Source organism: Kitasatospora sp. CM 4170, from assembly GCF_032110285.1.
GTDB lineage: Bacteria > Actinomycetota > Actinomycetes > Streptomycetales > Streptomycetaceae > Kitasatospora > Kitasatospora aburaviensis.
Map to the genome: position 1 here is coordinate 5,224,467 of NZ_CP134877.1, position 24,595 is coordinate 5,249,061.

20 protein-coding genes are annotated in these 24,595 nt (G+C 73.6%); 16 read left to right on the plus strand and 4 right to left on the minus strand.

What is annotated here, in order from left to right; translation table 11 throughout:
* The first annotated feature begins 270 nt into the window (after positions 1–270).
* The 7 genes from RMN57_RS22370 (at position 271) to RMN57_RS22400 (ending at position 7,651) form a co-directional block, all read left to right on the plus strand.
* Positions 271–993 (plus strand): WXG100 family type VII secretion target, encoded by a 723-nt coding sequence (locus tag RMN57_RS22370; protein ID WP_313765116.1) that lies wholly within the window; start codon positions 271–273, stop codon positions 991–993.
* Complete coding sequence (locus RMN57_RS22375) at positions 990–1,982, plus strand: nucleic acid/nucleotide deaminase domain-containing protein (RefSeq protein WP_313765117.1); 993 nt, start codon at positions 990–992, stop codon at positions 1,980–1,982. Before RMN57_RS22370 ends, RMN57_RS22375 begins: the two co-directional genes overlap by 4 nt.
* Positions 1,983–2,009: 27 nt before the next feature.
* Positions 2,010–2,564 carry an SUKH-4 family immunity protein gene (locus tag RMN57_RS22380; RefSeq protein WP_313765118.1) on the plus strand — a complete coding sequence of 185 codons (555 nt, stop codon included), beginning with the start codon at positions 2,010–2,012 and terminating at the stop codon, positions 2,562–2,564.
* Between the two features lie 16 nt (positions 2,565–2,580).
* Entirely contained in the window at positions 2,581–3,453 is an 873-nt protein-coding gene (locus tag RMN57_RS22385) for a nucleic acid/nucleotide deaminase domain-containing protein (protein ID WP_313765119.1), read from the plus strand.
* 119 nt (positions 3,454–3,572) lie between these two features.
* Complete coding sequence (locus tag RMN57_RS22390) at positions 3,573–5,369, plus strand: hypothetical protein (protein WP_313765120.1); 1,797 nt, start codon at positions 3,573–3,575, stop codon at positions 5,367–5,369.
* 159 nt (positions 5,370–5,528) lie between these two features.
* Positions 5,529–5,963: a MarR family transcriptional regulator gene (locus RMN57_RS22395; protein WP_313765121.1), complete on the plus strand. Its 435-nt coding sequence runs from the start codon at positions 5,529–5,531 to the stop codon at positions 5,961–5,963.
* 236 nt (positions 5,964–6,199) lie between these two features.
* Complete coding sequence (locus RMN57_RS22400) at positions 6,200–7,651, plus strand: MFS transporter (RefSeq protein ID WP_380235770.1); 1,452 nt, start codon at positions 6,200–6,202, stop codon at positions 7,649–7,651.
* Positions 7,652–7,699: 48 nt separating this feature from the next.
* Here RMN57_RS22400 and RMN57_RS22405 read toward each other — a convergent pair whose 3' ends face one another.
* Complete coding sequence (locus RMN57_RS22405) at positions 7,700–8,218, minus strand: GNAT family N-acetyltransferase (protein WP_313765123.1); 519 nt, start codon at positions 8,216–8,218, stop codon at positions 7,700–7,702.
* 82 nt (positions 8,219–8,300) lie between these two features.
* Here RMN57_RS22405 and thpR point away from each other — a divergent pair, with 82 nt between their 5' ends.
* Positions 8,301–8,888 (plus strand): RNA 2',3'-cyclic phosphodiesterase, encoded by a 588-nt coding sequence (thpR, locus tag RMN57_RS22410; RefSeq protein ID WP_313765124.1) that lies wholly within the window; start codon positions 8,301–8,303, stop codon positions 8,886–8,888.
* 78 nt (positions 8,889–8,966) lie between these two features.
* On the opposite strand, the gene RMN57_RS22415 is transcribed toward thpR, so the two are convergent.
* Positions 8,967–9,689, minus strand: coding sequence for a TetR/AcrR family transcriptional regulator (locus RMN57_RS22415; RefSeq protein ID WP_313765125.1), 723 nt, complete (start codon positions 9,687–9,689; stop codon positions 8,967–8,969).
* 84 nt (positions 9,690–9,773) lie between these two features.
* On the opposite strand from RMN57_RS22415, the gene RMN57_RS22420 reads away from it, so the two are divergent.
* The gene (locus RMN57_RS22420) at positions 9,774–10,541 is read left to right on the plus strand and encodes an SDR family oxidoreductase (protein ID WP_313765126.1); all 768 of its coding nucleotides are present in this window, start codon (positions 9,774–9,776) and stop codon (positions 10,539–10,541) included.
* 235 nt (positions 10,542–10,776) lie between these two features.
* Here the strand turns inward: RMN57_RS22420 and serC are convergent, their stop codons facing one another.
* Both serC and RMN57_RS22430 read right to left on the minus strand, forming a co-directional pair.
* Positions 10,777–11,895: a phosphoserine transaminase gene (gene serC / locus RMN57_RS22425; protein ID WP_313765127.1), complete on the minus strand. Its 1,119-nt coding sequence runs from the start codon at positions 11,893–11,895 to the stop codon at positions 10,777–10,779.
* A 135-nt stretch (positions 11,896–12,030) separates the two neighbouring features.
* A complete protein-coding gene (locus RMN57_RS22430) occupies positions 12,031–13,131 on the minus strand; it encodes a citrate synthase 2 (protein WP_238861305.1) in 1,101 nt (366 codons plus the stop codon).
* Positions 13,132–13,545: 414 nt separating this feature from the next.
* On the opposite strand from RMN57_RS22430, the gene pdxH reads away from it, so the two are divergent.
* The 7 genes from pdxH (at position 13,546) to fxsT (ending at position 24,552) form a co-directional block, all read left to right on the plus strand.
* Positions 13,546–14,178, plus strand: coding sequence for a pyridoxamine 5'-phosphate oxidase (gene pdxH, locus RMN57_RS22435; RefSeq protein ID WP_313767915.1), 633 nt, complete (start codon positions 13,546–13,548; stop codon positions 14,176–14,178).
* A gap of 15 nt (positions 14,179–14,193) precedes the next feature.
* The gene (locus RMN57_RS22440; protein WP_313765128.1) at positions 14,194–14,850 is read left to right on the plus strand and encodes an aKG-HExxH-type peptide beta-hydroxylase; all 657 of its coding nucleotides are present in this window, start codon (positions 14,194–14,196) and stop codon (positions 14,848–14,850) included.
* Between the two features lie 133 nt (positions 14,851–14,983).
* Complete coding sequence (locus RMN57_RS22445) at positions 14,984–15,247, plus strand: hypothetical protein (protein ID WP_313765129.1); 264 nt, start codon at positions 14,984–14,986, stop codon at positions 15,245–15,247.
* A 490-nt stretch (positions 15,248–15,737) separates the two neighbouring features.
* Positions 15,738–18,134: an FxsB family cyclophane-forming radical SAM/SPASM peptide maturase gene (locus RMN57_RS22450; RefSeq protein ID WP_380235733.1), complete on the plus strand. Its 2,397-nt coding sequence runs from the start codon at positions 15,738–15,740 to the stop codon at positions 18,132–18,134.
* Between the two features lie 169 nt (positions 18,135–18,303).
* Complete coding sequence (locus RMN57_RS22455; protein WP_313765131.1) at positions 18,304–19,020, plus strand: AAC(3) family N-acetyltransferase; 717 nt, start codon at positions 18,304–18,306, stop codon at positions 19,018–19,020.
* 184 nt (positions 19,021–19,204) lie between these two features.
* The gene (locus tag RMN57_RS22460; RefSeq protein ID WP_313765132.1) at positions 19,205–20,563 is read left to right on the plus strand and encodes a TIR-like protein FxsC; all 1,359 of its coding nucleotides are present in this window, start codon (positions 19,205–19,207) and stop codon (positions 20,561–20,563) included.
* Positions 20,560–24,552 (plus strand): FxSxx-COOH system tetratricopeptide repeat protein, encoded by a 3,993-nt coding sequence (fxsT, locus tag RMN57_RS22465; protein WP_380235731.1) that lies wholly within the window; start codon positions 20,560–20,562, stop codon positions 24,550–24,552. The genes RMN57_RS22460 and fxsT overlap by 4 nt, the downstream gene beginning before the upstream one ends.
* The last annotated feature ends 43 nt before the right edge of the window (positions 24,553–24,595 follow it).

Consider the following 24,595-nt stretch of genomic DNA (forward strand, 5'->3'; position numbering starts at 1 on the left):
GCGGTGGCGCGGCGCCGGGGCCCGCGTGGATCGGGTCCCAGGACCAGCATCGCACCGGGAGTCATGGAGGGCACGGCCGATGGCGGCGGGGGCTGCCGGCGGGTGCGGAGCGGCACGGATTCGGCACGGATCGGCGTGGATGGCTGCGGATCGGGCCGGATCACGCCGGATCGCCACAGAATCGGCACGCCTCCGGTGCCGGTGGCCGTCGGCCAGATGTATAGACTTTTGATCATATCGGGGGATTGTTGTGTGCGGGGGGGTTTGTCGATGGCGATCGAGCTGCCGGGCGAAGTGGTGACGCTTCTTGAGTTCCTCGGCATCCGCTGGCCGGCGATCAACGAGGACAAGGTCCGCGAATTCGGCGAGCACGTGAAGGAGTTCGCGAAGGGTCTCGAAGACCTCCACACGGACTCGACGGCGACGATCCATCAGCTGGGCGGGGCCTACGAGGGCGCGTCCTACGAGGCGTTGGTCGCCAAGTGGGCGCTGATGTCCGACAAGCACTTCAACGAGGTCGTCCAGGCGGCCCACGTGGTGTCGAAGGCCCTGGACACCGCCGCCGACGTGATCGTCGGCATGAAGCTGGAGGCGCTCGGCGAGCTCGTCGTCCTGGCCGCCACCTTCGTCGCCGCCCAGGCCGCCGCCGTGGCGACCGCCGGCATCTCGGAGGTCGGGGCGGTCGCCGCCCAGCAGGCCGCGCGCAAGCTGATGTCCTACCTGGCGCACCAGTTGGAGGACTACGTCGTCGGCCAGGTGGTCGAGGCCGCGATCACCCCGCTCGTGGAGGTCGTCTCGGAGGCGGTCTCCGGCCTGGTGTTCGAGGCGGCGGAGGCGGCGCTGAACGGCGGCGGCGGTTCGGCCGGCAGCGGATTCAAGATCAACCCCGCGGCCGTGGAGTCGCACGCCCGGGCCCTGCACGAGCAGGCGGAGAAGGTGGCCCAGCACGCGCAGGTCTTCCGCGGCCGAGTCGCAGCGATGAGCTTCGAATGAGCGACCCGATCGTCAAGGCCCTCCAGCACGGGGCCCAGAAGCTCGGCAAGGCCCTCGCCGACGACATGGGCAAGGCCGCCAAGAAGATGTACAAGCAGGCGGGCGACAACCTCAACAAGGCCGCCAAGCACCACAGCGACAACGATGCGCACCACGCCAAGGACCTCAACGGCAAGGGCAAGGACGGCGGCGCCCCGCCGCCGCACGCGGGTGCCGGCGGCGGTGGCGGCGGCTCGAAGCAGCCGGCCCGGAAGTACTTCATCCACGACGACGGCCGGGTCCAGGAGATCAAGGACGGCAAGCTCGTCGACCTGGACGGGAGCGACAAGTCCCTCAAGACCCTGCTGGACGGCGACTCCGACAAGGTCAAGGACGCGGACCCGAAGGACCTGAAGGACAAGTACCACGCGCGGCAGTACAAGAAGACCGACAAGGACGCGGACGGCAAGCAGAAGAAGAACGAGAAGGTCGGCAGCAGCAAGATCAAAGAGCCGTCCCCGCTCTCGCAGGCGGTGGAGGAGGCCCGGCGTGCCCAGGGCGACTACGGCGGCAAGAACTACGCCTCGCTCAGGTACCGCGACGAGAACGGCGAGTTCATCCTCGTCGGCCGGAGCGACTACGTCCGGAGCCACTCGGAGCGGTCGATCGGCAAGCCGTTGCTGGGGGGCAAGGAAGGCAACGTCAGCGACCTCTACACCGAACGGGCGCCCTGCCAGGCGGGCCCGAACTGCGAGCGCTGGCTGGGCCGGCACTTCGAGCCGGCCAATCCCGACCTGAACGTCACCTACGGCGTCGACTACGACAGCAAGGTCAAGACGGCGGACCGCGACTGGGGCCACCGGGCCTATCTGGACCAGCTGGAGAAGGATCACGCCGCGGGCCAGCATGGTGGCACGATGGGGCCGACGGACTTCGACGCACAGGGGCAGCAGGACAAGGCGGCCCACGAGGCCAAGCAGGCCGCGAAGAAGAAGCACAAGGGCCACTGACATGCGAGCTCGAAGGATGGAAGACAGTTGCTGGTAGGGATTGACTGGCCCGCGGTCATGGAAGAGGCGGAGCCCGGCGACCTCCTGAGGTTCCGGCCCGACGTGGCGGCGCGGATCTGGCCGGACGGCGACGGCGCGCGCTTCGTGACGGAGGTCGGGATCCCGTGCTCCAACGGGCTCTTCCGGATCCTGGCGGAGTTCGCGGAGCGGGATCCGGCGAGCCCGGAGAAGGCCTTCGCGACCTGGCCGGACCCGGAGCCGGTGGACACCCCGCACGGCAGGCTGCAGCCGCTGGGGATGCTCTACCAGGCCGTCGTCTTCGTGCACCTCGGCGACGGGACGATCTGGGTCTCCGACCCGGACTCCGAGATCGAGTACGAGCTGGTCCACGGGGACGTCTCCTCGCTCGGTTACCTGGTCTACAAGTTCGAGGTGGAGCGGCCGGGGCCGGACGAGCGCCCGAACCCGTACGACTGGGCCGAGGTGGAGGAGATCGTCCGCGAGGGCATGGAGCGCTGGGACTCGCGGCCCTTCGAGAGCGAGTTCTGGACGGCGTTCCTCGACTCCTACCCCATGCTGTGAGAGGGCGGGTTCGGACGTGAACGCGGACGTGAAGGCGGATGTGAACGCGGACGGGGACGACGAGCTGACGGCGGCACTGCTGGCGCACTTCGGCCCGCGGGGGCTGCGGGCCCTGCCGGTCGCGCCCGCGGGGCCGCTGCGGCACCCGGGGCTGCCACTCCAGGTGGGGCCGTACTTCCGGGCCGCCGAGGAGTCTGACCCGCTCTCGCTGGGCGAGTACGCGGCCGGCTCCGGGCTGGACGCGGGACCGGTGGCGGCCCAGCTGCGGATCGGCACGGACGGCGGGGCGGAGCTCTACTTCGCGCCGGACCGGTCGGTCCGGGCGGTGCTGCTGGGCTCCGAGCCGGTGGACCTGCCGGTGAACTCGGGCGTGGCGGAGTTCGCGGCCGGACTGCTGCTGTTCGACCGGCTGCTGTCCGCGGTCGCCGCGGCGGACCGGCCGGAGGAGGCGTTCGCCGCCTACCGGGAGCTGCGCCAGGGCCTGCTGGCGGCCGATCCCGCCGCGTTCGAGGACCGTGAGGGCTGGTGGCCGCGGGTGCTGGACGACCTGCGGCGCCCGTTGAACGTCGATTCGTCGGCGGCCTTCGAGGTGGTCGACGAGCAGGGCGGGAAGCGGATCGTCACGGAGGTGGGCGGTCCGGGGCTGCTGCATCCGGAGGAGGCGCTCTGGCACCGGCTGCGGGCGGAGGGCGTCGAGCCCGAGCAGGTGGTCCGGGTCTACTGCGAGCTGGAGCCGTGCATGATGCCCGGGCACTACTGCGCCCGCTGGATGGCGCAGGAGTTCCCGGAGGCGGAGTTCACCCACAGCTTCGACTACGGGGAGACGGCCGAGTCCCGCGAGAGCGGGATCAAGGCGTTGATGATCAGCCTGGCCGAGCGGCAGGGCTGAGCCCGGACGGGGCTCGGCCCGAGCAGGGCCGGGGCCGGGCACGGCCGTGAGCCGGCAGGGCCGGGGCCGGGTACGGCAGGGCCGGAGCAGCGGCGGGAACGCGGAGAGGGAAGCAGGGAATGACGCAGGACGGGCGACGGATGCCGCCGCTGGGGGCGGGGCGCAAGCCGGCCGGACTGGCACTGCTCGGCTGGCTGGACGACCCGCGGGCACCGCGGCTGTGCCGGGTGGCGGGGCCGCCCGGGGCCGGCAAGTCGCACCTGCTGGCCTGGCTGGTCCGCGGCTGCACCACGGAGACGGTGCCGGGCGCCCGGCGGATCCACGCCGTGCTGCCCGCCGCCGGGGCCACCGTCCGTACGGCCGTCTGGTCGCTGGGGCGCCAGCTCGACCTGGTCGCGCACGCCCCGGGCCCACTGGTCGAGGCGATCGCGGCCGACGGCCGGCCGGTGCTGATCTGCATACCCGGGCTGGACGAGGCCGTCGACCCGGCCGGTCTGGTGACCGGGCTGCTCGACCCGCTGCTCCGGTTGCCCGGCGTGCGGCTGGTGGTCGGGGCGGCGACCGGTGGCGCGGCGGCCGGGGCGTTCACCGCGGTGCCCGCACCGGCGGTGCTGGACCTCGGCGACCCGCAGTGGACGGACCGGGCGCGGTTCGACCAGTGGGCGGCGGTCCGGGGCGGCGACGCGGCCGCCTACCCGCTGCCCGGCCCGGTCCTCGGGGCACCGGCCGCCCCGCCGGCGCCGTTGCCGCCGGCCGGTGCCGACCTGCGTGCCGCCGGCGAGGAGGCCCTGTCCGCGCTCTGGGCGGCGGCCGCGGCCGGTGGCGACCCCGGCCCGCTGGCCGCCGACCCGCTGCTCTACGCGCTGGCCGACCCCGTCCCGGTGACGGCGGCCGTCGAGCGACGGGACGACGCGCCGGCCCGGGCCTGGCGTGCTGCCGGGCCGGCCGTGATCGACGAGCCCGACCCGGCCGTCCGGGCCGCCGTGCTGCGGACCCGGCTACTGGGTGCGGACCCCGTCGCCGCGGCCGCCGCGGCCGTCCTCGCGCAGCTGCCCGCGCCCTGGTCCGGGCGCTGGGCGCGGTGGGAGGGGGCCGACCCGGACTGGCCGGGACCGGCCGTCGCGATCACCGCCGGGGCGGGACCGTACCTGTCACAGGTGCTGGTGGCCGATCCCACGGGCGCGGTCCGGACCTTCGACGCCGCCACCGGCCGCCGCGCCGGAGCCGTGGTGGTGCCGGCCCCGCGCCCGCTGCGGGGGCTGGCGGTGACGGCCGGCGGATCCGTCGTGCTGCTCGACGCCTGGGGCCGGGCGGAGCTGGTGGCCCCGGCGGAACCGCGGCCGGGCCTGGAGCCGTACGGGCTGATGACGGCGCTGGACGCGGTCCGCTCGGCGGCCGGCGGCCCGACGCCGGCCGAAGGCCCGGGCGGTGGCCTGAGCGCGGTGGCGGCGATCGGCGGGCTGGCCGACTCCGCGCCGGCGTTCGGCGACGCGGCCGGCGCCGTGCACTGGTACGAGGACGGCAAGGTGGTCAGCGAGCGGCTGCACCACGGCCCGGTCACCGCGCTGGCCGGTACCGCGCTGGGCGGCGGGCCGCTGTCCGATCCGGAGATCCCGCTGCTGGCGAGCGGCGGTTTCGACGGCGCCGTCCGGCTCTGGGGCCCGCGCTCGGGGCCGATGCCCGAGCCGTCCGACCGGCGGGGCTGTCCGGTGACGGCGGTGGCCGCCGGGACGACGGCGGCCGGCCCGGTGGTGGCCGCGGCCTGGTCCGACGGGCTGGTCCGGGTCCGCGACCTCGGGACCGGCCGGGTGCTGGACCTGCGGACCGGCTCGGAGGTCTGGTCGCTCGCCCTGGCCGGGACGCTGCTGGTGCTGGGCATGCCGGACGGCCTCGCCGCGGTGGACACCCGGGGCTGAACGCCCGTGCCACCGGGTGCCGCAGACCCGTGCCACCGAGCGCTGAACGCCCGTGCCACTGGCTGCCGCAGGCGCAGGGCACCCGGTGCCGACCGCCGGGCCGCGGGCGTCCGGAAACCAATTTTTCTTTAGCGAGAGTAATGACGTAGGCTAAAGAACATGCCCGAGATGTCCGAGCAGGACCTCGCAGCCGTCAACCAGCTGCGGTCGTCCACCATGCGCCTCTCCCGACGCCTGCGTCACCAGCGGGTCGAGGAGTCGCTCAGCCCCACCGAGATGGGGGTGCTGGGCACCCTCGCGCGCTGCGGGAAGGCCACGCCGGGTGAGCTCGCCCGGAAGGAGCACGTACAGCCGCCCTCGATGACCAGGATCGTCGCGATGCTGGAGGAGAAGGGCCTGGTGCGGCGGGAGCCGCACCCGGAGGACCGCCGGCAGGTGGTCGTCAGCAGTACCGAGCAGGCGGAGGAGATCCTCACGGAGAGCCGCCGCCGGCGCAACGCCTGGCTCGCCGAACTCGCCGAGGGGCTCGACGAGGAGGAGTGGGCCGTCCTGAGGGAGGCCGCGCCGGTGCTCTACAAGCTCGCACACCTCTAGGCACAGCCGTTCCGGTCAGCCGCCGGAAGACGAAGGAGAACCGCATCACCGCAGGACCGACCACTGACACCAGGAGCGCGACGGCCCCCCGACGGGTCGTCGCGCCGCGAGGGGAGACCACCGTGACACCGCCGGCCGCAGCCAGCGCCGCCGCTTTCCGTACCGACGACCCGACCACCGACCCCGCCGCGGCGAGCGCCGCGGCCGCCGAGAGCCAGGCACCCGCCCCGACGGGGCTGCCCGGCAGCGGCGACGACGACCCCGACGAACGCACCGCGGCGGACGACCCCGCCGCTCCAGGCCGCCCCGGCGCGGCCCGCCCGTCGCCCGTCGACGGCCCTCCGCCGGCGCGCCCCCTCCCGACCGCCACGGGGGACCGCTTCACCAGGCCCGGGGGGATGTTCTCCTCCCTGCGCGTGCGCAACTACCGCTACTACTTCGCCGGCCAGGTGGTGTCCAACACCGGTACCTGGATGCAGCGGATCGCCCAGGACTGGCTGGTGCTCAGCCTCACCGGCAGCCCGCTCGCCGTCGGCATCACCACCGCGATGCAGTTCCTGCCGATGCTGCTGCTCGGCCTGTTCGGCGGGGTGCTCGCCGACCGGATGCCCAAGCGCCGGCTGCTGATCTACACCCAGGGCGCCATGGGCCTGCTCGCCGCCGGCCTCGCCGTGCTCACCGTCGGCGGCGTCGTGACGCCGTACTACGTGTACGCGTTCGCGCTGCTGCTGGGCCTGGTCACGGTGGTGGACAACCCGACCCGCCAGGCCTTCGTCTCCGAGATGGTCGGGCCGAAGGACCTCGCGAACGCGGTCAGCCTGAACGCCGCCAACTTCCAGACCGCGCGCCTGGTCGGCCCCGCCGTGGCGGGTCTGCTGATCGCGGCGGTCGGCAGCGGCTGGGCGTTCGCCGTGAACGCGCTCTCCTTCGCCGCCGTGATCGGCGGTCTGCTGGCGATGCGGGAGAGCGAGCTGCGGCCTTCCCCGCCGATCGCCCGCCAGAAGGGGCAGTTGCGCGAGGGCCTGCGCTACGTGAGAGAGCGGCCCGAGCTGCTCTGGCCGATGGTGCTGGCCGGGTTCATCGGCACCTTCGGCTTCAACTTCCCGACCCTGCTCTCCGGTTTCGCCCACGACACCTTCCACGTGGGCGCCGGGCAGTACGGCCTGCTGAACACCGCGATGGCGGTCGGCTCGCTGGCCGGTGCGCTGCTCGCGGCCCGCCGGGGCGCGCCCCGGCTGCGCCGGCTGGTGGGGGCGGCGCTGGCGTTCGGCGCGCTGGAGGTCGTGGCCGCGTTCGCGCCCGGCTACTGGACCTTCGCGGTGCTGCTGACGCTGATCGGGGTCTTCGGGCTGAGCTTCAACACCTCGGTCAACTCGGCGCTGCAGCTGGGCACCGACCCCGAGATGCGGGGCCGGGTGATGGGTCTGCTGGTGCTGGTCTTCACCGGCGGCACGCCGATCGGCGCGCCGGTCGTCGGCTGGGTGACCGCCTCGTACGGCCCCCGACTCGGCCTGCTGGCCTGTGGGTTGGTGTCGGCGGCGGCCGCGGCCGTGGTCGGCCTGGTGCTGGCCCGCAGCGCGGATCTGCGGGTGCGGTTCGACCTGCACCCGGGACGCGGCGGCCGGGTGGTGGCCTTCGTGCCGCGCGCCACCGCTCCGGCCAAGTCGGAGCTGGCCCCGGCCTGCTGACGGACCGCCGGCCCCGGGGGCGGGATCGCCCGCCCCCGGGGCGTCCGGTCAGAGCCTGATCTCCAGCACCTGGCCGTGCCAGACCCCGCCCGGCTGCTCGACCTCGAAGGACTCGGTCTCGGTGAAGCCGAGCGCGCGGTACTGGCCGACCAGCTTGCGGTCGGCGCCCGCGTAGCAGTCCACCCGGACCAGGCCGATGCCGCGCCGGCGGGCTTCGTCGAGCGCGTCGGCGATCAGCGCGGCACCGATGCCCGCACCCTTGCGGGACCGGTCGGTGACCAGGTTGCGGATGTACAGCTCGCGCTCGTCCACCGCCGGGATGTACTGCCCGCGCTCCTCGGAGAGGACGCAGGAGCCGACCGTGCGGCCCTCGTCGTCGACCGCGAGCCGGATCAGGAACGGCGCCGAGGCGTACTTCGTGACGAGCTCGACGCGGGCCGGGGTGCCGCTGAAGGACTGGTCACCCCATTGGCCGGTGCGGCCCTGGGAGGCCAGCCAGGTGACGGCGCCGTCGAGCAGGGCGAGGATGTCGGGGACGGATTCGGGGCCCCCGTTGCGGATCTTCATGGAGACCGTTCTAGCCCGGACGACGCGGTTCGGGAAGTCCGGGGAGCCGCCCGCCGGCCGTACGGGGATGGAGGATGGCTGTATGAGGCTCTTCGTTGCGGTGGTCCCGCCGGTCGAGGCGTTGCAGGGGCTCTCCGACGCGGTCGCGCCGGTGCGCGGACTGCCGGGGGCCGACCGGCTGCGCTGGACGACGGTCGAGGGCTGGCACCTGACGCTGGCCTTCCTCGGCGAGGTGCCGGCCGAGCGGCTGCCCGAGCTGGAGGCCGGCCTGGCCGGGGTGGCCGAGGTGCACGCGGTGCACCGGCTGCGGATCTCCGGGGCGGGCCGGTTCGGCGACCGGGTGCTCTGGGCCGGCGTGGACGGCCAGACCTGGGCGCTGCGGCGGCTCGCCGAGGCGGTCGGCGAGGTCACCGCGGAGGTGGCCGGCGCGACGGACGCGTACAACTTCCACCCGCACCTGACGCTGGCCCGGGCCGGCTCCCACCGGGGCCACCGGCGGGCGGTGCTGCGGGTGGCGGCGGCGGAGCTGGACGGCCTGGCGGCGGCGCTGGCCGACTACCGGGGGCCGGAGTGGGAGGCCGCCGAGCTGCGGCTCATGCAGAGCGAGTCGGACGGCGGCGCCCCGCACTACCGGACCGTCCGGGCCTGGCCGCTCGCCGACTGGAGCTGAGGCCCCGGGGGCCCCACGTCCAGGAGGGCCGGGGGCGCCCGCCCGGCGTCCGGGTGCCCCGGGGGCGCCCGCCCGGCGTCACGGCCAGATCCGCATCGCGTCGTCGGCGACGCGCTCCAGTGCGGCCCGCCCGGCGCCGTCCCGGGCCCGCTGGGACATGCCCTGCAGCACCGTGGCGGTGAACTGCGCCAGGGCGGCCGGGTCGGTCCCGGCGGGCTCGTGGCCGGCCGCGACGTCGGCGCGGATCCGGGACTCCAGCGCGCGGACGTTGGCGTTGCGCAGCTCCCGGACGGCCTCGACGACCTCCGGGGTGGTGCAGTTCACCGTCGAGGTGATCAGCAGGCAGCCCCAGGGGTGGTCCGGGTCGGTGGCCTGGGCGGCGGCCTCGCGCAGCATCCGGGCCACCCCGGCCCGGGCGGTGGGCTCCTCGGCCAGTGCGCGGGTGGCGTACGCGCCGTGGCTCTCCCGGTAGCGGGCCACCACCTCCGCGAACAGCGCCCGCTTGTCGCCGAAGGCTGCGTACAGGGACGGCGGGCGGATGCCCATGGCGGTGGTGAGGTCGGCGACCGAGGTCGCCTCGTAGCCGTGCTCCCAGAACAGCCGCAGGGCCTGCTCCAGGGCGGCGTCGCGGTCGAAGGAGCGCGGTCGCCCGCGCCGGTGTCCGGTCGCCGGGGCGGCCGGGGCGGCCGGGGCTCCTGAGGCCCCCACGGCCGTCGTGGCCCGCGCGGCCGTCGTCGCCGCTCCCGCCGTCGTGGTCTCCGTGCCGGCCCCCGTCGTACCGGGCCCCTTCGTCGTCGCCATGCCGAGATTCTATATCGAGCACTACAGAACGCGTGCTACGGTTCCTTTCATTAGCGACCGCTACATAAATGAGGGGGCGTGGCCATGGGCGCGCTTGCGGGCAGGATGGCACTGGTGACGGGCGGCAGCCGGGGGATCGGGCGGGGCATCGCCGAGCGGCTGGGGCGGGACGGCGCGCTGGTCGCCGTGCACTACGGCGGCAACGCGGCGGCCGCCGACGAGGTGGTGAAGACGATCGAGCAGGCCGGCGGGCGGGCCTTCGCGATCGGTGCCGAGCTGGGCGTGCCCGGCGACGCGCAGGCGCTCTGGGCGGCCTTCGACGAGGGGCTGGCGGCGCACGGCGGCGGCGAGGGCCTCGACATCCTGGTGAACAACGCCGGGATCGGCCAGTTCGGGCGGATCCACGAGGTGGCCGAGGCCGACTTCGACCGGGTGTTCGCGGTGAACGCCAGGGCGCCGTTCTTCGTCGTCCAGCACGGGCTGGGCCGGCTGCGGGACGGCGGCCGCATCGTCAACGTGTCGTCCGGCGTCACCCGGGTGGCCTTCCCGGGCGCCGTTTCGTACGCGATGACGAAGGGCGCCCTGAACACCCTCACCCTGACCCTGGCGGAGGAGCTCGGCCCGCGCGGGATCACGGTCAACTCCGTGCTGCCCGGAGTCGTCGCCACCGACATCAACCCGTGGCTGGCGGATCCGCGGGAGCGGGCCCGGGTGGCCGCCTACTCGGCCTTCGACCGGGTCGGCGAGGCGTCCGACGTGGCGGACATCGTGGCCTTCCTGGCCTCGGACGACGCCCGCTGGGTCACCGGGCAGAACGTGGACGCCAGCGGGGGATCCAGCCTCGGCGTCTGAGCTCCGACCGGCCGGAGGTACCCTCGTTGACCGTGGATCCCAAGACTCGTATGCGTATCGTCACCGGCGCCCTGGTGCTGCTGCTCGTCGTCGTGCTGATCAGCTCGCTGGTCGACCGCTAGACCCTCCGGGCCCTCCGGCCGGTCCGCCCGCCGGCCGTCCGGCGGCGCGACGGCGCGGACGTGAAAGGGCCACCGCCCGCGGGCGGTGGCCCTCACGTGTTGCCCGCGATGCGTCAGAGCTGCTCGACCACGTAGTCGATGCAGGCGGTCAGCGCCTCGACGTCCGCCGGGTCGACGGCCGGGAACATCGCGATGCGCAGCTGGTTGCGGCCGAGCTTGCGGTACGGCTCGGTGTCGACGATGCCGTTGGCACGCAGTGCCTTGGCGACGGCGGCGGCGTCCACCGAGGCGTCGAAGTCGATCGTGCCGACCACCTGCGAGCGCTCGGCCGGGTTCGCCACGAACGGGTTGGCGAACGCGGACTTCTCGGCCCAGCCGTACAGCCGGGACGAGGAATCAGCCGTACGGGCGACGGCCCAGTCGAGCCCGCCGTTGCCGTTCAGCCAGTCGAGCTGGTCGGCGAGGAGGAACAGGGTGGAGATCGCCGGGGTGTTGTACGTCTGGTCCTTCGACGAGTTGTCGATGGCCGTCGGCAGGTCGAAGAACGGCGGGATGTAGCGGCCGGAGCCGGCGATCTCGGCGGCGCGCTCCAGGGCGGCCGGGGAGAAGGTCGCCAGCCAGAGGCCGCCCTCGGCGGCGAAGGACTTCTGCGGGGCGAAGTAGTAGACGTCGGTCTCGGCGATGTCCACCGGCAGGCCGCCGGCGCCGGAGGTGGCGTCCACCAGGACCAGCGAGCCCTGGTCGGCGCCGGCCGGGCGGGCGATCGGCATCGCGACACCGGTCGAGGTCTCGTTGTGGGTGAGCGCGTAGGCGTCCACGCCGGCCTCGGCGACCGGCAGCGGGTGGGTGCCCGGCGCGGTCTTGATCACGGTCGGCTCGGCCAGCCACGGGGCGGCCTTGACCGAGGAGGCGAACTTGGACGAGAACTCGCCGAAGTCGAGGTGCTGGGACTTCTCCCGCACCAGGCCGAATGCCGCGATGTCCCAGAAGGCGGTGGAGCCGCCGTTGCCGAGTACGACCTCGTATCCCTCGGGGAGGGAGAAGAGGCTGCTCACGCCCTCGCGCACGCGCTTGACCAGGTTCTTCACCGGGGCCTGGCGGTGGGAGGTGCCGAGCAGGGAGGTCTCGGTCGCGGCGAGGGCACTCAGGGCCTCGGGGCGCACCTTGGACGGGCCGCAGCCGAATCGGCCGTCGGCGGGCTTGATGTCAGCGGGGATCTGGATCTGAGCCACGGGGCGCAGCCTACCGGTCACCGGCCGTCCGCCGTGACCGCCGTCCGATCGCTGAGATGTCGCCAACCCGGCTGCGAGCTGCGGAAACAGCGGGCCCGGCCGGTGCCGGACCCGCTGGCTCGCAGCTCTTTCGGGTCAGTGCGCGATCGCGTCGTAGCCCTCGATGTCGCGCGGGCTGCGCGGGCCGGGGCCGATGTAGCGGGCGGCCGGGCGGACCAGGCGGCCGGTGCGCTTCTGCTCCAGGATGTGGGCCGACCAGCCGGCGGTGCGGGCGCAGGTGAACATCGAGGTGAACATGTGCGCCGGGACCTCGGCGAAGTCCAGCATGATGGCGGCCCAGAACTCGACGTTGGTGGCCAGCACGCGGTCGGGGCGGCGGTTGTGCAGCTCCTCCAGCGCGGCCTTCTCCAGCGCCTCGGCGACCTCGAAGCGCGGCGCGCCGAGCTCCTTGGCGGTGCGGCGCAGCACGCGGGCGCGCGGGTCCTCGGCGCGGTAGACGCGGTGGCCGAAGCCCATCAGGCGCTCGCCCTTGTCCAGCGCGTTCTTGACCCAGGCGGTGGCGTCGCCCGTGCGCTCGATCTCCTCGATCATGCCGAGCACGCGGGACGGCGCACCGCCGTGCAGCGGGCCGGACATCGCGCCGACGGCGCCGGAGAGCGCGGCCGCGACGTCGGCGCCGGTGGAGGCGATGACGCGGGCGGTGAAGGTGGAGGCGTTCATGCCGTGCTCGGCGGCGGAGGTCCAGTAGGCGTCGATGGCCTTGACGTGCTTCGGGTCCGGCTCGCCGCGCCAGCGGATCATGAAGCGCTCGACGACGGTCTCGGCCTTGTCGATCTCGCTCTGCGGGACCATCGGCAGGCCCTGGCCGCGGGCCGACTGGGCGACGTAGGAGAGGGCCATCACGGCGGCGCGGGCGAGGTCGTCGCGGGCCTGCTCGGCGGAGATGTCCAGCAGCGGCCGCAGGCCCCAGACCGGGGCGAGCATGGCGAGGGCGGACTGCACGTCGACGCGGATGTCGCCGGAGTGGACCGGGATCGGGAAGGGCTCGGCGGCCGGCAGGCCGGGGTTGAACTTGCCGTCCACCAGCAGGCCCCAGACGTGGCCGAAGGAGACGTGGCCGACCAGGTCGTCGATGTCGACACCGCGGTACCGGAGGGCGCCGCCTTCACGGTCGGGTTCGGCGATCTCGCTCTCGAACGCGACGACTCCCTCAAGCCCGGGTACGAAGTCGGACATGGACGGCTCCTTCAGTTCTGCGATCGGCGGGCCGCCATGGTGGGGCGGCATACCAGTGACCGATGGTGGTTGGCACTCGGTGCCAGCCTGACAGGCACGGGGTGCATTGCGCCATACACCACCGTGGTGATGTTTCCCCTGGGGCCGCTTGACTTTCGCTCGATGGCCGGTCGTGCCCGGGAAATCTCCGGAACCAAACGCCAGGTTCCGGACAATTCACCGTAGGTCGGGCGGTCAAGCGGTGGCGAGTCACCTTATCTCCCACCGGGGTTTGTCCACAGGTAGCGGTGCCGGTTGCTTGTCGTACGGGATGATGTTGATGTGCAGACCCCGGAACGCGCCCAGTCGACGCCCTCGCAGCCCGCCACCCGGATCCTGGCCGAGGAGGCCCGGCCCGGGCCGGACCTCACCGTGATGCGCAAGCACTACACCCACGAGGGCCTGGTCGAGGAGCAGCTCGCCGCCGAGCCGATCGCCCAGTTCACCCGCTGGTTCCACGAGGCCGACGACGCCGGGGTGGTGGAGCCGAACGCGATGGTGCTCTCCACCGCGGACGCCGAGGGCCGGCCCAGCTCGCGCACCGTGCTGCTGAAGGGCTTCGACAGCCGCGGCTTCGTCTTCTTCACCAACTACGGCTCGCGCAAGGGCGCCGAGCTGGCCGAGAACCCGTATGCGGGGCTGCTGTTCCCGTGGATCGCGCTGGCCCGCCAGGTGATCGTGCAGGGCCGGGTGGAGAAGGTCGGCCGGGACGAGACCGCCGCCTACTTCCGCACCCGTCCGCACGGCTCCCAGCTCGGCGCCTGGGCCAGCGAGCAGTCCAGCCCGGTGGACGGCCGGGAGGTGCTGGAGCAGCGGTACGCGGAGCTGGAACGCCGGTACCCGGAGGGCGAGGGAGTGCCGGTGCCGCCGTTCTGGGGCGGCTACCGGGTGGTCCCGGAGAGCGTGGAGTTCTGGCAGGGGCGGGAGAACCGGCTGCACGACCGGCTGCGCTACCTCGCGGACCCGTCGGCGCCGGGCGGCTGGCGGGTGGAGCGCCTCTGCCCGTGAAGCGGGGCGGGCCCGGTGAGGCGGGATAGCGCGGGAGCCCGGGCGCCCGCGGACCGCCGAGGCGGTGCGCCTGCCGGGATCGGCCGAGCACCGGGACCTCTTCGCCGGGCTGTTCGGCGTGGTCCGGCCCGGGGGCGGCGAACCCCTTCGGTCGGAGGGCGACGGGCTGCGCCGGGAGCCGGTGATCGACCACGTCGGGCCGCGCCGGGTGGACTGCGGCCGGCCGCCGGCCGGCCCGCTGTCCGGCGGCGAACTGTCCGGCCGGCAGTCCGAGTTGGCGGCCGCCTGGCAGATGAGACGACGCTGCTCGCGCTGGCCCTGGTACACGAGTTCCTGCACATCCGACTCGGGGCGCTGCTCGACCTCGTGCCGTTGCATCAGCCGAACGGTGCCGCCGTCCACCATGCCCCCTGGCGGTCCGACCTGCGCCCGATCGGCGCCCTGCTCCAGGGCGCCTACGCACACCTGGGCGTCGCGGACTTCTGGCGCGCCGAACCGGCCACCGGATCGGGGGGCGAGCGGCGGCGGGCCGAGGGGGAGTTCGCCCGCTGGCGAGGCCATGCCCTGTCGGCAGGCAGTACGCTGCTGGACAGCGCGGAGCTCACGGCGCACGGCCGCGAGTTCACCGAGGAACTGGTCTGCGCCGTCCGCGAATTGGGCGGCCCGGAATAGAGTCCGATCGGGCCTCGGCCCGCGCCGGGTCGGTCGGCGGGCGGCGGGGAATTCACTCCCGCATTCCGCGGTCGACGGCCCGCCGGGGCACTACATTGGGGAATGGAAACAAAAGCGCAGTGGGGGAGCCCCATTGACGATCGGTCAGGTGGCCGCCTGGCCGTCATGGGACTCCCCGAGAGCACCGGTCCCGATCAAGGAGGGGTACTCCAATGCACCAGACTACCCAGAACGACGACCCGCCCCCAGCGCCTTCGGGCCCCCGGGCCGGCCGAGCCGCCCCGGGCTGCTGAAGCGGGCCTTCGACGCGATGGTCGTCGCGGCCTGTGCCGGCACCGCCGGGGCGCTCAGCGCCCAGGCCACGGCGGCCCTGTGGGGGTACGCCGCCGGGCGGTAGAGCCTGTCCGCCGGGCCGAGCATTCGGCCCGGCGTCCCCGTTCGGCGCGCGCCACGGCAAAGCGCGCGACCGCTGAACGGGTGAATTCTTGGAGTTCCGGGCGCCGCTGCAGGGCATCGACCGGCGGAGGAGACCAACTTGAGACCGCAACGTGCCGCGCCGGGGTCGCGGGGGCACTACATTGGTCGCAATCGGGTGGTCTACCCGCCCCCGGCAGGTCCTAACCGCGCCTAAGGAAACGAATATGACACCGGTAACCAGCACCAGGCCAGCCGCCAACCTGACGCTCCCTCAGGACGTCACGGAGCGACCCTCACTGGCCGACCTCGCCGCCCTCGGTGCAGAGGAAATCGCCGCCCGACTTCAGCGCGCTCTGCCCGGCGCCGAAGCCGGGCGAGTCGCGGTCGCGGCCTTCAACTCATCGATCTGACCGGCCCGGGAATTCCGGGCGGGATTCACCAGGCCAAGCCCAACTGAATTCAGATCTGCGATGACGCGAATTTCTCTGCCATTCTCGCAATTCGTGGTCAAGGTGCACAGTCGCTGTGATCTCGCTTGCGACCACTGCTATGTCTACGAGCATGCGGACACCAGCTGGCGCGCGCGGCCGAGGGTCATCGGCGACGACGTCCTGGCCAAGACCGCCGAGCGCATTGGCGAGCACGCGTCCGCGCACCGGCTGCCCGCCGTCCGGGCCGTGCTGCACGGGGGAGAACCCCTGCTCGCCGGCCCGGACCGCCTGCGCCGGGTCGCCGAGGCGCTCCGGGCGGCGCTCCCGGCCGACTGTGCCCTCGACCTCCGGATCCATACCAACGGCATCCGCCTCGGGCGCGAATTCTGCGACCTGTTCGCCGAGTTGGACATCAAGGTCGGAATCTCGCTGGACGGTGACAAGGTCGCCAACGACCGCCACCGCCGCTTCGCCGACGGACGCAGCAGCCATCCGCTGGTCCTGCGGGCCGTCGCGCTGCTGCGGGAACCGGAGTACCGCCACCTCTTCGCCGGACTGCTGTGCACGGTCGACGTCGAGAACGATCCGGTGGCCGTCTACCGGGCCGTGGCCGAACTCCACCCGCCGGCGGTGGACTTCCTGCTCCCCCATGCCACCTGGGACGAGCCGCCGAAGCGTCCCTCCGGGCACGGCCCGACGCCCTACGCCGACTGGCTGCTGACCGTCCACGGCCTCTGGGAGGCGGACGGCCGGCCGTTCGCCGTCCGCACCTTCGAATCGGTGCACCGGACGCTGCGCGGATTCACCAGCCTGACCGAGTCGCTGGGCCTGGAACCCTCCGACCTGGTCGTGCTGGAGACGGACGGTGCGTTCGAGCAGGTCGACAGCCTCAAGACGGCCTTCGACGGCGCCCCCGCGACCGGCTTCGACGTGTTCGCACACAGCCTGGACGACGTCGCCCGGCACCCCGGAATGGCCGCCCGGCAGTCGGGCCTCGCGGGGCTCAGCAGCACCTGCCGCAGCTGCCCGGTCGTCCGCACCTGCGGAGGCGGCCTGTACGCCCACCGCTATCGGGGCGACGATGGTGGCGGCGGCTTCGACAACCCCTCCGTCTACTGCGGGGACCTCATGACGCTCATCAACGGCATCACCGCGGCCGGCAACGGTCCGGTCACGTCCGTACCCGCCCAAGGCGCCCCGCCGCAGGTGGTACCGGCCGCTCTCGCTCCGACGCAGATCGACGAACTCGCCCGCGGGTACGGCGGCGCGGACACCGTCCGCGCACTGGCCCGGTCGCAACTCGCCATCACCCGCGCGATGCTGGCCGCCGCCTGGGACGCCTCCGGGCAGGGTCGCCCGGAGGCGTGGTCCCTGCTGTCCGAGCTGGACGGCAGCGCGCCGGCCGTGGTGGACGTCGTCCTCGCCCATCCGTACGCCCGCACCTGGGCGGCCCGGCAGCTGGCGGGCGACCTCGGCGTCGGGCTTGGGCCGCTCGCGGGGCTGGCCGCCGCCGCCGCGGTGCGGGCCGGACGGGGGGACGCCGTCCCGGTCCCGGTGCGCGGGGGGTGGCTGCACCTGCCGACGCTGGGGCGGATCGCGGCGCCGGACGGGGAGGCGGTCGTGACGGGACGGCCGGACGGCTTCACCGTCCGGGCCGCGGACGGGTCGGTGCTCACCGCCCTGACGGAGCCGCTGAGGAGGGTCCGCCCGGGCAGCGACTGGACGGTCGCGTTGGAGGACGTCGATCCGCTGCGAGACAGCCACGACCACGCGGTGGCCGGACGGCTGACCGACGGCGAACTGCTCGACTGGACGGGCGCGTTGCGCGAGGCCTGGGAGCTCCTCGGGCGTGACCTGCCGGGGTACGCGGCAGGAATCGGGGCCGGCCTGGCGGCGGTCACCCCGCTGCGTCCCGGCCCGGCCGGCCGGGAGGTCAGCTCGGCCGCCCGACAGGCGTTCGGAGTGGTCGGCATCGCCCGGCCCGCCACGGCCCCGACCCTCGCGCTGCTGCTGGCGCACGAGTTCCAGCACGTGAAGCTCGGTGCGGTGCTGGACCTGCTGGACCTGTTCGACCCGGCCGACGCGGGGCTCTACTTCGCTCCCTGGCGGCCGGACCCGCGTCCCGTCGAAGGCCTGCTCCAGGGCACCTACGCCCACCTGGCCGTCACCGAGTACTGGGGCGCGCGCTGCCTCGCCTACGACGGCCTGCCCGGAGAGGCCGCCGACCGGGCGCGGGCGGAGTTCGCGCTCTGGCGCCGGTACACCGCCGAGGCGGTCGAGCGGCTCGCCGAGTCCGGCGCGCTGACCGACCTCGGCCTGAGCTTCACCGCCGGCATGCGGGAGACCGTCACCCCGTGGCTCGCCGTACCGCTGCCCGCCGCCGCCGAGCGGGCCGCCGACCGGGCGCGGCAGCAGAGAGCGGAGATCGGGGGCTGATCCGGCCCCCCATCCTGGCCCCGCACCCCACCCCGCCCCGGGCACCCGCGTCCGGAGCCCTCGACCCCGGGAATCCGTCATCCTCACCGAACCCCGCGCCGACAGCGTCGTCGCCCTCGACCGGGACCACCTGGTCCGCAGCTTCACCCGGCTGGGGGTCCGCGCCGGCATGGTGCTCCACGTCCAGGCGTCGCTGCGGGCCCTCGGCCCCGTGGCCGGCGGAGCCGCGGCCGTGGCGGACGTGCTGCTCGACCTCCTGGGCGAGCAGGGCACGCTGGTCGCCTACACCGCGACACCCGAGAACTCGGCCACCTCGCGGATCCACGCGGCCGCCTCGGCCCGGCTCTCACCGGCGGAGGTGGCCGACTTCCACGCCCGGATGCCCCCCTTCGATCCGGCCACCACGCGGTGCTCCCCGACCATGGGGGCCCTCTCCGAACAGATCCGCACACACCGCGGCGCCCTTCGCAGCGCGCACCCGCAGACGTCGTGGGCCGCCGTCGGCCGACTCGCCCGGGAGATCACGGAACCCCACCCGCGCACCTCGCACCTGGGCCCGGAGTCCCCCCTCGGCCGGCTCTACCACCACGACGCCAGGGTGCTGATGCTCGGCGTCCCGATGTCCCGGTTCACCGCCTTCCACCTCGCGGACCTGCGCATGCCCGACGTGCCGCTGCGCGAGTACCGCTGCGTCGGACCGGAGGGCTGGATCTCCTTCAAGGCCCCGGACCTGGACGACCTCCACTTCGGTGAGTTGGGGGAGGAGGTCCTGCGTGCCGCCACCGGCGTCACCACCGGCAGGGTCGGCGCCGCCCACTGCCGCCTCGTGCCGGTCCGGGAGGCCGTGGACCTGGCAGAGCAGATCCTCCTGAGATCCCGGGCCTGAACGCCCCGCTGGCCGAGGTGGTCGATCTCGCCGTCGGCGGCCGTGCGGGGGCGGTCGTTTCAGTCATGTCAATTCGTGCGGCCCGATGTGCTATTCCATTGGGGCGTCAGTCGTTCCTACACTGAAGCCCCGCGTGCGGGGACTCGCGGGAAGGCGGTTGCAGGCGGGCCAGGGGGAGGCGCGTGTGAACGACCATGGCGGGGACGAGGAATCCTCCCGGCCGTACTTCTTCCTCAGCTACGCGCACACCCCGCGGGCCGGTGCGCGCGGTGCCGGCGACCCCAACCACTGGGTGCGGCAGCTGTACCGCGACCTCTGCGAGGCCGTGCTGCAGCTGACCACCGTTCCGGCGGGCGTCCCGGTCGGGTTCATGGACGAGTCCATGCACCAGGGGGAGCTGTGGGCCGAACGGCTCGCGGAGGAGCTGGCCACCTGCCGCGTCTTCGTGCCGCTCTACTCGCCCCGGTACTTCAACAGCGTGCCGTGCGGCCAGGAGTGGTACTCCTTCACCCGGCGGCCGGTCTACCCGGCCAACTTCGACTCGGAGCGGACCAGCGGCATCGTCCCGGTGCTCTGGGCGCCGATGAGCCGCTACCGGCTGCCCGAGGTGGCGAGCGAACTCCAGTTCAACCACGCCAGTTTCGGCCCCGACTACGCGACCGAGGGCCTGTACGCGCTGATGAAGCTGAGCTACTTCCGCGGTGCTTACGAGCTGGCCGTGCACCGGCTGGCCCGGCGGATCGTGGAGGTCGCGGAGGAGACGGTCATCCCGGTCGGGCGCCGGCTGGACTTCAACTCGCAGCCCAGCGCCTTCAACGTCACCGCGCCCACCAAGCGGCTGCGGATCTCCGTCCTCGCCTACCACCGCGGCGACGTGCCGCCGGAGCGCAACCCCGACTACTACGGCGAGAAGCGCACCGACTGGCACCCCTTCCGGCCGGCCGCCCCCCGCCCGCTCGCCGAGCACGCGGTGCGCCTGGCCAGGCAGTTGGGCTTCCAGGCCACCGTGCACGAGTTCGACGGCGAGGCCGAGGAGATCATCGGGGGCGGCGAGCCCACCGCCCCCGGCCTCCTGCTGCTCGACCGCTGGGTGCTGAAGGACGAGCGGTGGCGTGAACTCGTCCGTCGATTCGACCGTGCGGACTGCGGTTGGGTGAGCGTCCTGGAACCATGGAACATGGACGACCCGGACTGCGCCGAGCAGCACCGCGAGATGGGCGATCTCAGCGACCAGGCCCTGCGGTTCACCCACCGGGCGGCCCGGCCCAGCTTCCTCGGCGCCACCGGGGGGCAGCCAGGGCTGGGCAGCCTGGAGGAGTTCGACGACGCGCTGCCCCGGGCCGCGATGAAAGCCAAGTACGCCTTCGAGAGCCGGACCAGGACCGAGCCGGAGGAACCGCCTCCGCCCCGGCCCAACCTGCGGGACGCCTTCCGGCACGGCCGCGGCCGGGACGGGCCCGGCCTCCCCGCCCACGACGACCATCCACGCGAAGCAGGCGATCGCCCGGACGACGGGACGCCGTTTGGGGGAGGAACCACATGAGTGAGAACCGCACCAGGAACCTCCGCCTCGGCGGCCTGAGCGCCGCCGAGCTGGCGGCCCAGCGGGAGGCGGAGCAGGACCGGCAGGGCCGGATCATCACCTTCTACTCCTACAAGGGCGGTACCGGGCGCACCATGGCGCTCGCCAACACCGCGTGGATCCTCGCGGCCAACGGCTTCCGGGTGCTCACCGTGGACTGGGACCTGGAGGCGCCCGGCCTGGCCAAGTTCTTCCACCCGTTCCTCGACCCCACCGTGCTGGCCGGCACCACCGGCATGATGGACCTGATCGCCGAGTACCGCGAGGAGGCGCTGCGGCCGGTCGAGCACGCCGAGGGCTGGCACCTCGACTTCGCCCGGGTGCACCCGCACGCGCTCTCGCTCTCCTGGCCGATGTTCCCCGACGGCGGCAGCCTGGACTTCCTCTCCGCCGGCCAGTTCAACCGCGACTACTCCGAGGCCGTCACCCACCTGGACTGGGACATCTTCTACGACCGCTTCGCCGGCGGGCAGTTCTTCGACGCCCTGCGCGCCGACATGAGCAAGCGCTACGACTACGTCCTGATCGACTCCCGCACCGGCCTCTCCGACATCGCCGAGATCTGCACCGTCCAGATGCCCGACGACCTGGTGGTCTGCTTCACCCTGAGCGACCAGTCGATCGACGGCGCCTCCCGGATCGCCCAGCACATCCACGACCGCTACCGGGAGCGCGGCATCCGCATCCTGCCGGTGCCGATGCGCATCGACGAGGGCGAGAAGGAGAAGGCCGACGCCGGCCGGGCGCTGGCCCGGATCCGCTTCGACGGTCTGCCGGCCGGCCTCGCCGGCGAAGAACTCGCCCACTACTGGGGCTCGGTGGAGATCCCGTACCGGCCGTTCTACGCCTACGAGGAGATCCTGGCGACCTTCGGCGACCAGGGCGGCACCCAGACCTCGATGCTGGCCGCCTGCGAGCGGCTCACCGGCGTGATCACCGAGGGCCGGGTCGGCTCGCTGCCGCCGGTCGACGAGGAGCTCCGGCTGCGCTACGTGGACGCCTTCACCCGGCGCCGCCCGTCCGTCCCGGCCGACCTCTACCTCTCCTACGTCCCCGAGGACCGGATGTGGGCGGACTGGATCGAGTCCGTCCTCACCCGGGCCGGGTTCCGGGTGCTGCCCCGCGACCTCAGCGCCGGCTCCGACCCGCGCCAGGAGACCGAACGCGGCATCGACGCCGCGTACCGGACCGTCGCGGTGCTCTCGCCCGCCTACCAGCGCTCCCCGCAGGCCCGCGCGCTCTGGGAGTCGGTGGTCAGCTCCGACCCGTCCGGCACCCGCCGCCAGCTGGTCCCGGTCCGGGTCGGCGACGTCCGGCTCACCGCGCCGTTCAGCAACCGCAACCCGGTCGACCTGGTCGGCCGCGACGAGGCGCAGTCGGTGCAGACCCTGCTGCGCGCCCTCGGCCGCGGCGACGTGCCGCTCGCCGAGACCACCGGCACCGGCCCGCGCTTCCCCGGCAGCAAGCCGCAGGTGTGGGACGTGCCGCCGCGCAACCCGTCCTTCACCGGCCGCGCCGCGGTGCTGGAGCAGCTGCGCAACCAGCTGCGCGGCGGCATGGCCGCGGTGCTGCCCACCCCGCAGACGCTGTACGGACTCGGCGGCGTCGGCAAGACCCAGGTGGCGCTGGAGTACGCGCACCGCTTCATGTCCGACTACGACCTGGTCTGGTGGATCGACGCCGAGCAGACCGAGCTGGTCGCCCCAGCACTGGCCGACCTGGCCCGCCGGCTCGGCCTGCGGGTCGGCGACTCCGTCACCGAGGCCGCCGAGGCGGCCCGGGAGGCGCTGCGCCGCGGCGTGCCCACCTCGCGCTGGCTGCTGATCTTCGACAACGCCGACGAGCCCGCCGAGATCCGCCGGTTCTTCCCCGGCGGCTCCGGCCACATCCTGGTCACCTCCCGCAACCAGGCCTGGTCCGGGCACGCGGAGGCGCTGGAGGTGGACGTCTTCACCCGCGGCGAGAGCGTGGAGCACCTGTGCCGGCGCGCCCGCGGGCTCTCCCGCGCGGACGCCGACCGGGTCGCCGACGCGGTCGGCGACCTGCCGCTGGCGGTCGAGGTGGCCGCCGCCTGGCTGGACACCACCGGCACCCCGGTCGACACCTACGTCGCCCAGCTGCAGGCGGAGGCCGCTCGCGCGCTGGCCGGCGCCCGCCCGGCCGACTACCCCACGCCGGTCGGCGCGACCTGGAACGTCTCGATCGCCCGGCTGCGCACCCAGTCCCCGGCGGCGGTGCGGCTGCTCCAGCTCTGCGCGTTCTTCGCGCCCGAGCCGATCTCGATGAACCTCTTCTACAGCGACCAGATGATCCGCGCCCTGGTGCAGTACGACGCCGACCTCAGCGACAAGTTCATGCTCGGCAAGGTCATCCAGGCGATCGGCCGGTACGCGCTCGCCAAGGTCGACGCCGGCACCAACAGCTTCCAGGTGCACCGGCTGGTCCAGGCGGTGATCCGGGCCGAGATGACCGAGGACGAGCAGGAGGTCGCCGTCCACGAGGTGCACCGCATCCTCACCGGCGCCCGGCCGGTCCTCGGCGACACCGACGACCCGGCCAACTGGCCCGCGTTCGACGAGATCTGGCCGCACCTGTCGCCGTCCAAGGCGCACAACTGCGACGAGGCCGACACCCGTCAGCTGCTCATCGACCGCGTCCGCTACCTGTGGAAGCGCGGCGAGCTGGACCGCGCCCGCGACCTCGGCCACGCGCTGGACGCGGAGTGGACCAGCAAGCTCGGCGAGGACGACCGGCAGACCCTGCTGCTCCGCTTCCAGCTCGCCAACGTGCTGCGCTCGCAGGGCAACTACGCGGAGGCGCTGGCCCTGGACGAGTCCACCCTGGAGCGCCAGCGGGCGCTGCTCGGCGAGCACCACCCGTACACCCTGATGACCGCGGGCTCGCTCGGCGCCGACCGGCGGGCGCTCGGCCGGTTCCAGGCCGCGCTCGACCTCGACCGGGAGATCCTGGACCAGTTCCGCGAGCTGTTCGGCGACGACAACCCGCGCACCCTCTCGATGGCCAACAACCTGGCGATCGACTACCGGCTGGTCGGCGACAGCGAGGCCGCCCGGGAGCTCGACCAGGAGACCCTGGACCGCCGCACCGCGGTGCTCGGCCCCAAGCACCCCTACACCCTCTCCACCAAGTCCAACCTGGCCCGGGACCTGCGCGAACTCGGCGACTACCGGGGCTCGGTGGAGCTGCTCCAGGAGGTCACCGAAGACCTCGGCGACGTGCTCGACCCGGACCTCCCGGAGAACCTGCGCAACGCCAAGTCGCTGGCCGTCTCGCTGCGCCGGACCGGTCAGCTCGCCGAGGCCCGCCGGATCACCAAGGAGACCTACGAGCGCTACCTGGAGCGGTACGGCGCCGACGCGCCGGACGCGCTGGCCTGCGCGCTCAACCTGGCCGCCGACCACAGCGCCTCCGGCGACAAGGAGGCCGCCCGCGACCTCTGCACGACGGTCTACGAGGGCCACAAGCGGCTGTTCGGCGACGAGCACCCGTTCACCCTGGCCTGCGCCAACAACCTCGGCATCTACCTGCGGGGCAGCGGCGACGTCCGGGGCGCGATCGAGCGCGGACTGGCCACCGTCGAGGGGCTCACCCGGTCGGTGGGGCCGGAGCACCCGTACACCCTCAACGCGTTGATCAACCTGGCCAACGCGTACGGGGACGACGGCCAGATCGACCTCGCCGAGCAGCTCGGCCGCACCGCGCACGCCGGCCTGTGCGAGCGCTACACGCCGCGGCACCCGGACGCGGTGGCCTGCGAGGCCAACCTGGCCGTCACCCTGCGGGCGGCCGGCCGGCACACCCAGGCGGCCGAGCTGCGGGCCCGGGCGATCGCCGAGCTGATCCGCCAGTTCGGCGAGGAGCACCCCAACACCGTCTCGGCCCGCGGCTGGAAGCGGATCAACCGCGACCTGGAGCCGCAGCCGGTGTGACGGCGGGCCGCCCGGGGGCCGGGGCCGGCGGGTAGGCTGCGGG

What these genes read in the sequence shown, in the direction of transcription:
- RMN57_RS22370 (WP_313765116.1), top strand. Translation starts at nt 271, where the DNA reads ATGGCGATCGAGCTGCCGGGCGAAGTGGTGACGCTTCTTGAGTTCCTC.
- RMN57_RS22375 (WP_313765117.1), top strand. Translation starts at nt 990, where the DNA reads ATGAGCGACCCGATCGTCAAGGCCCTCCAGCACGGGGCCCAGAAGCTC.
- RMN57_RS22390 (WP_313765120.1), top strand. Translation starts at nt 3,573, where the DNA reads ATGACGCAGGACGGGCGACGGATGCCGCCGCTGGGGGCGGGGCGCAAG.
- RMN57_RS22395 (WP_313765121.1), top strand. Translation starts at nt 5,529, where the DNA reads ATGCCCGAGATGTCCGAGCAGGACCTCGCAGCCGTCAACCAGCTGCGG.
- RMN57_RS22405 (WP_313765123.1), bottom strand. Translation starts at nt 8,218, where the DNA reads ATGAAGATCCGCAACGGGGGCCCCGAATCCGTCCCCGACATCCTCGCC.
- thpR (WP_313765124.1), top strand. Translation starts at nt 8,301, where the DNA reads ATGAGGCTCTTCGTTGCGGTGGTCCCGCCGGTCGAGGCGTTGCAGGGG.
- RMN57_RS22415 (WP_313765125.1), bottom strand. Translation starts at nt 9,689, where the DNA reads ATGGCGACGACGAAGGGGCCCGGTACGACGGGGGCCGGCACGGAGACC.
- RMN57_RS22420 (WP_313765126.1), top strand. Translation starts at nt 9,774, where the DNA reads ATGGGCGCGCTTGCGGGCAGGATGGCACTGGTGACGGGCGGCAGCCGG.
- RMN57_RS22430 (WP_238861305.1), bottom strand. Translation starts at nt 13,131, where the DNA reads ATGTCCGACTTCGTACCCGGGCTTGAGGGAGTCGTCGCGTTCGAGAGC.
- pdxH (WP_313767915.1), top strand. Translation starts at nt 13,546, where the DNA reads ATGCGCAAGCACTACACCCACGAGGGCCTGGTCGAGGAGCAGCTCGCC.
- RMN57_RS22450 (WP_380235733.1), top strand. Translation starts at nt 15,738, where the DNA reads ATGACGCGAATTTCTCTGCCATTCTCGCAATTCGTGGTCAAGGTGCAC.
- RMN57_RS22455 (WP_313765131.1), top strand. Translation starts at nt 18,304, where the DNA reads ATGGTGCTCCACGTCCAGGCGTCGCTGCGGGCCCTCGGCCCCGTGGCC.
- fxsT (WP_380235731.1), top strand. Translation starts at nt 20,560, where the DNA reads ATGAGTGAGAACCGCACCAGGAACCTCCGCCTCGGCGGCCTGAGCGCC.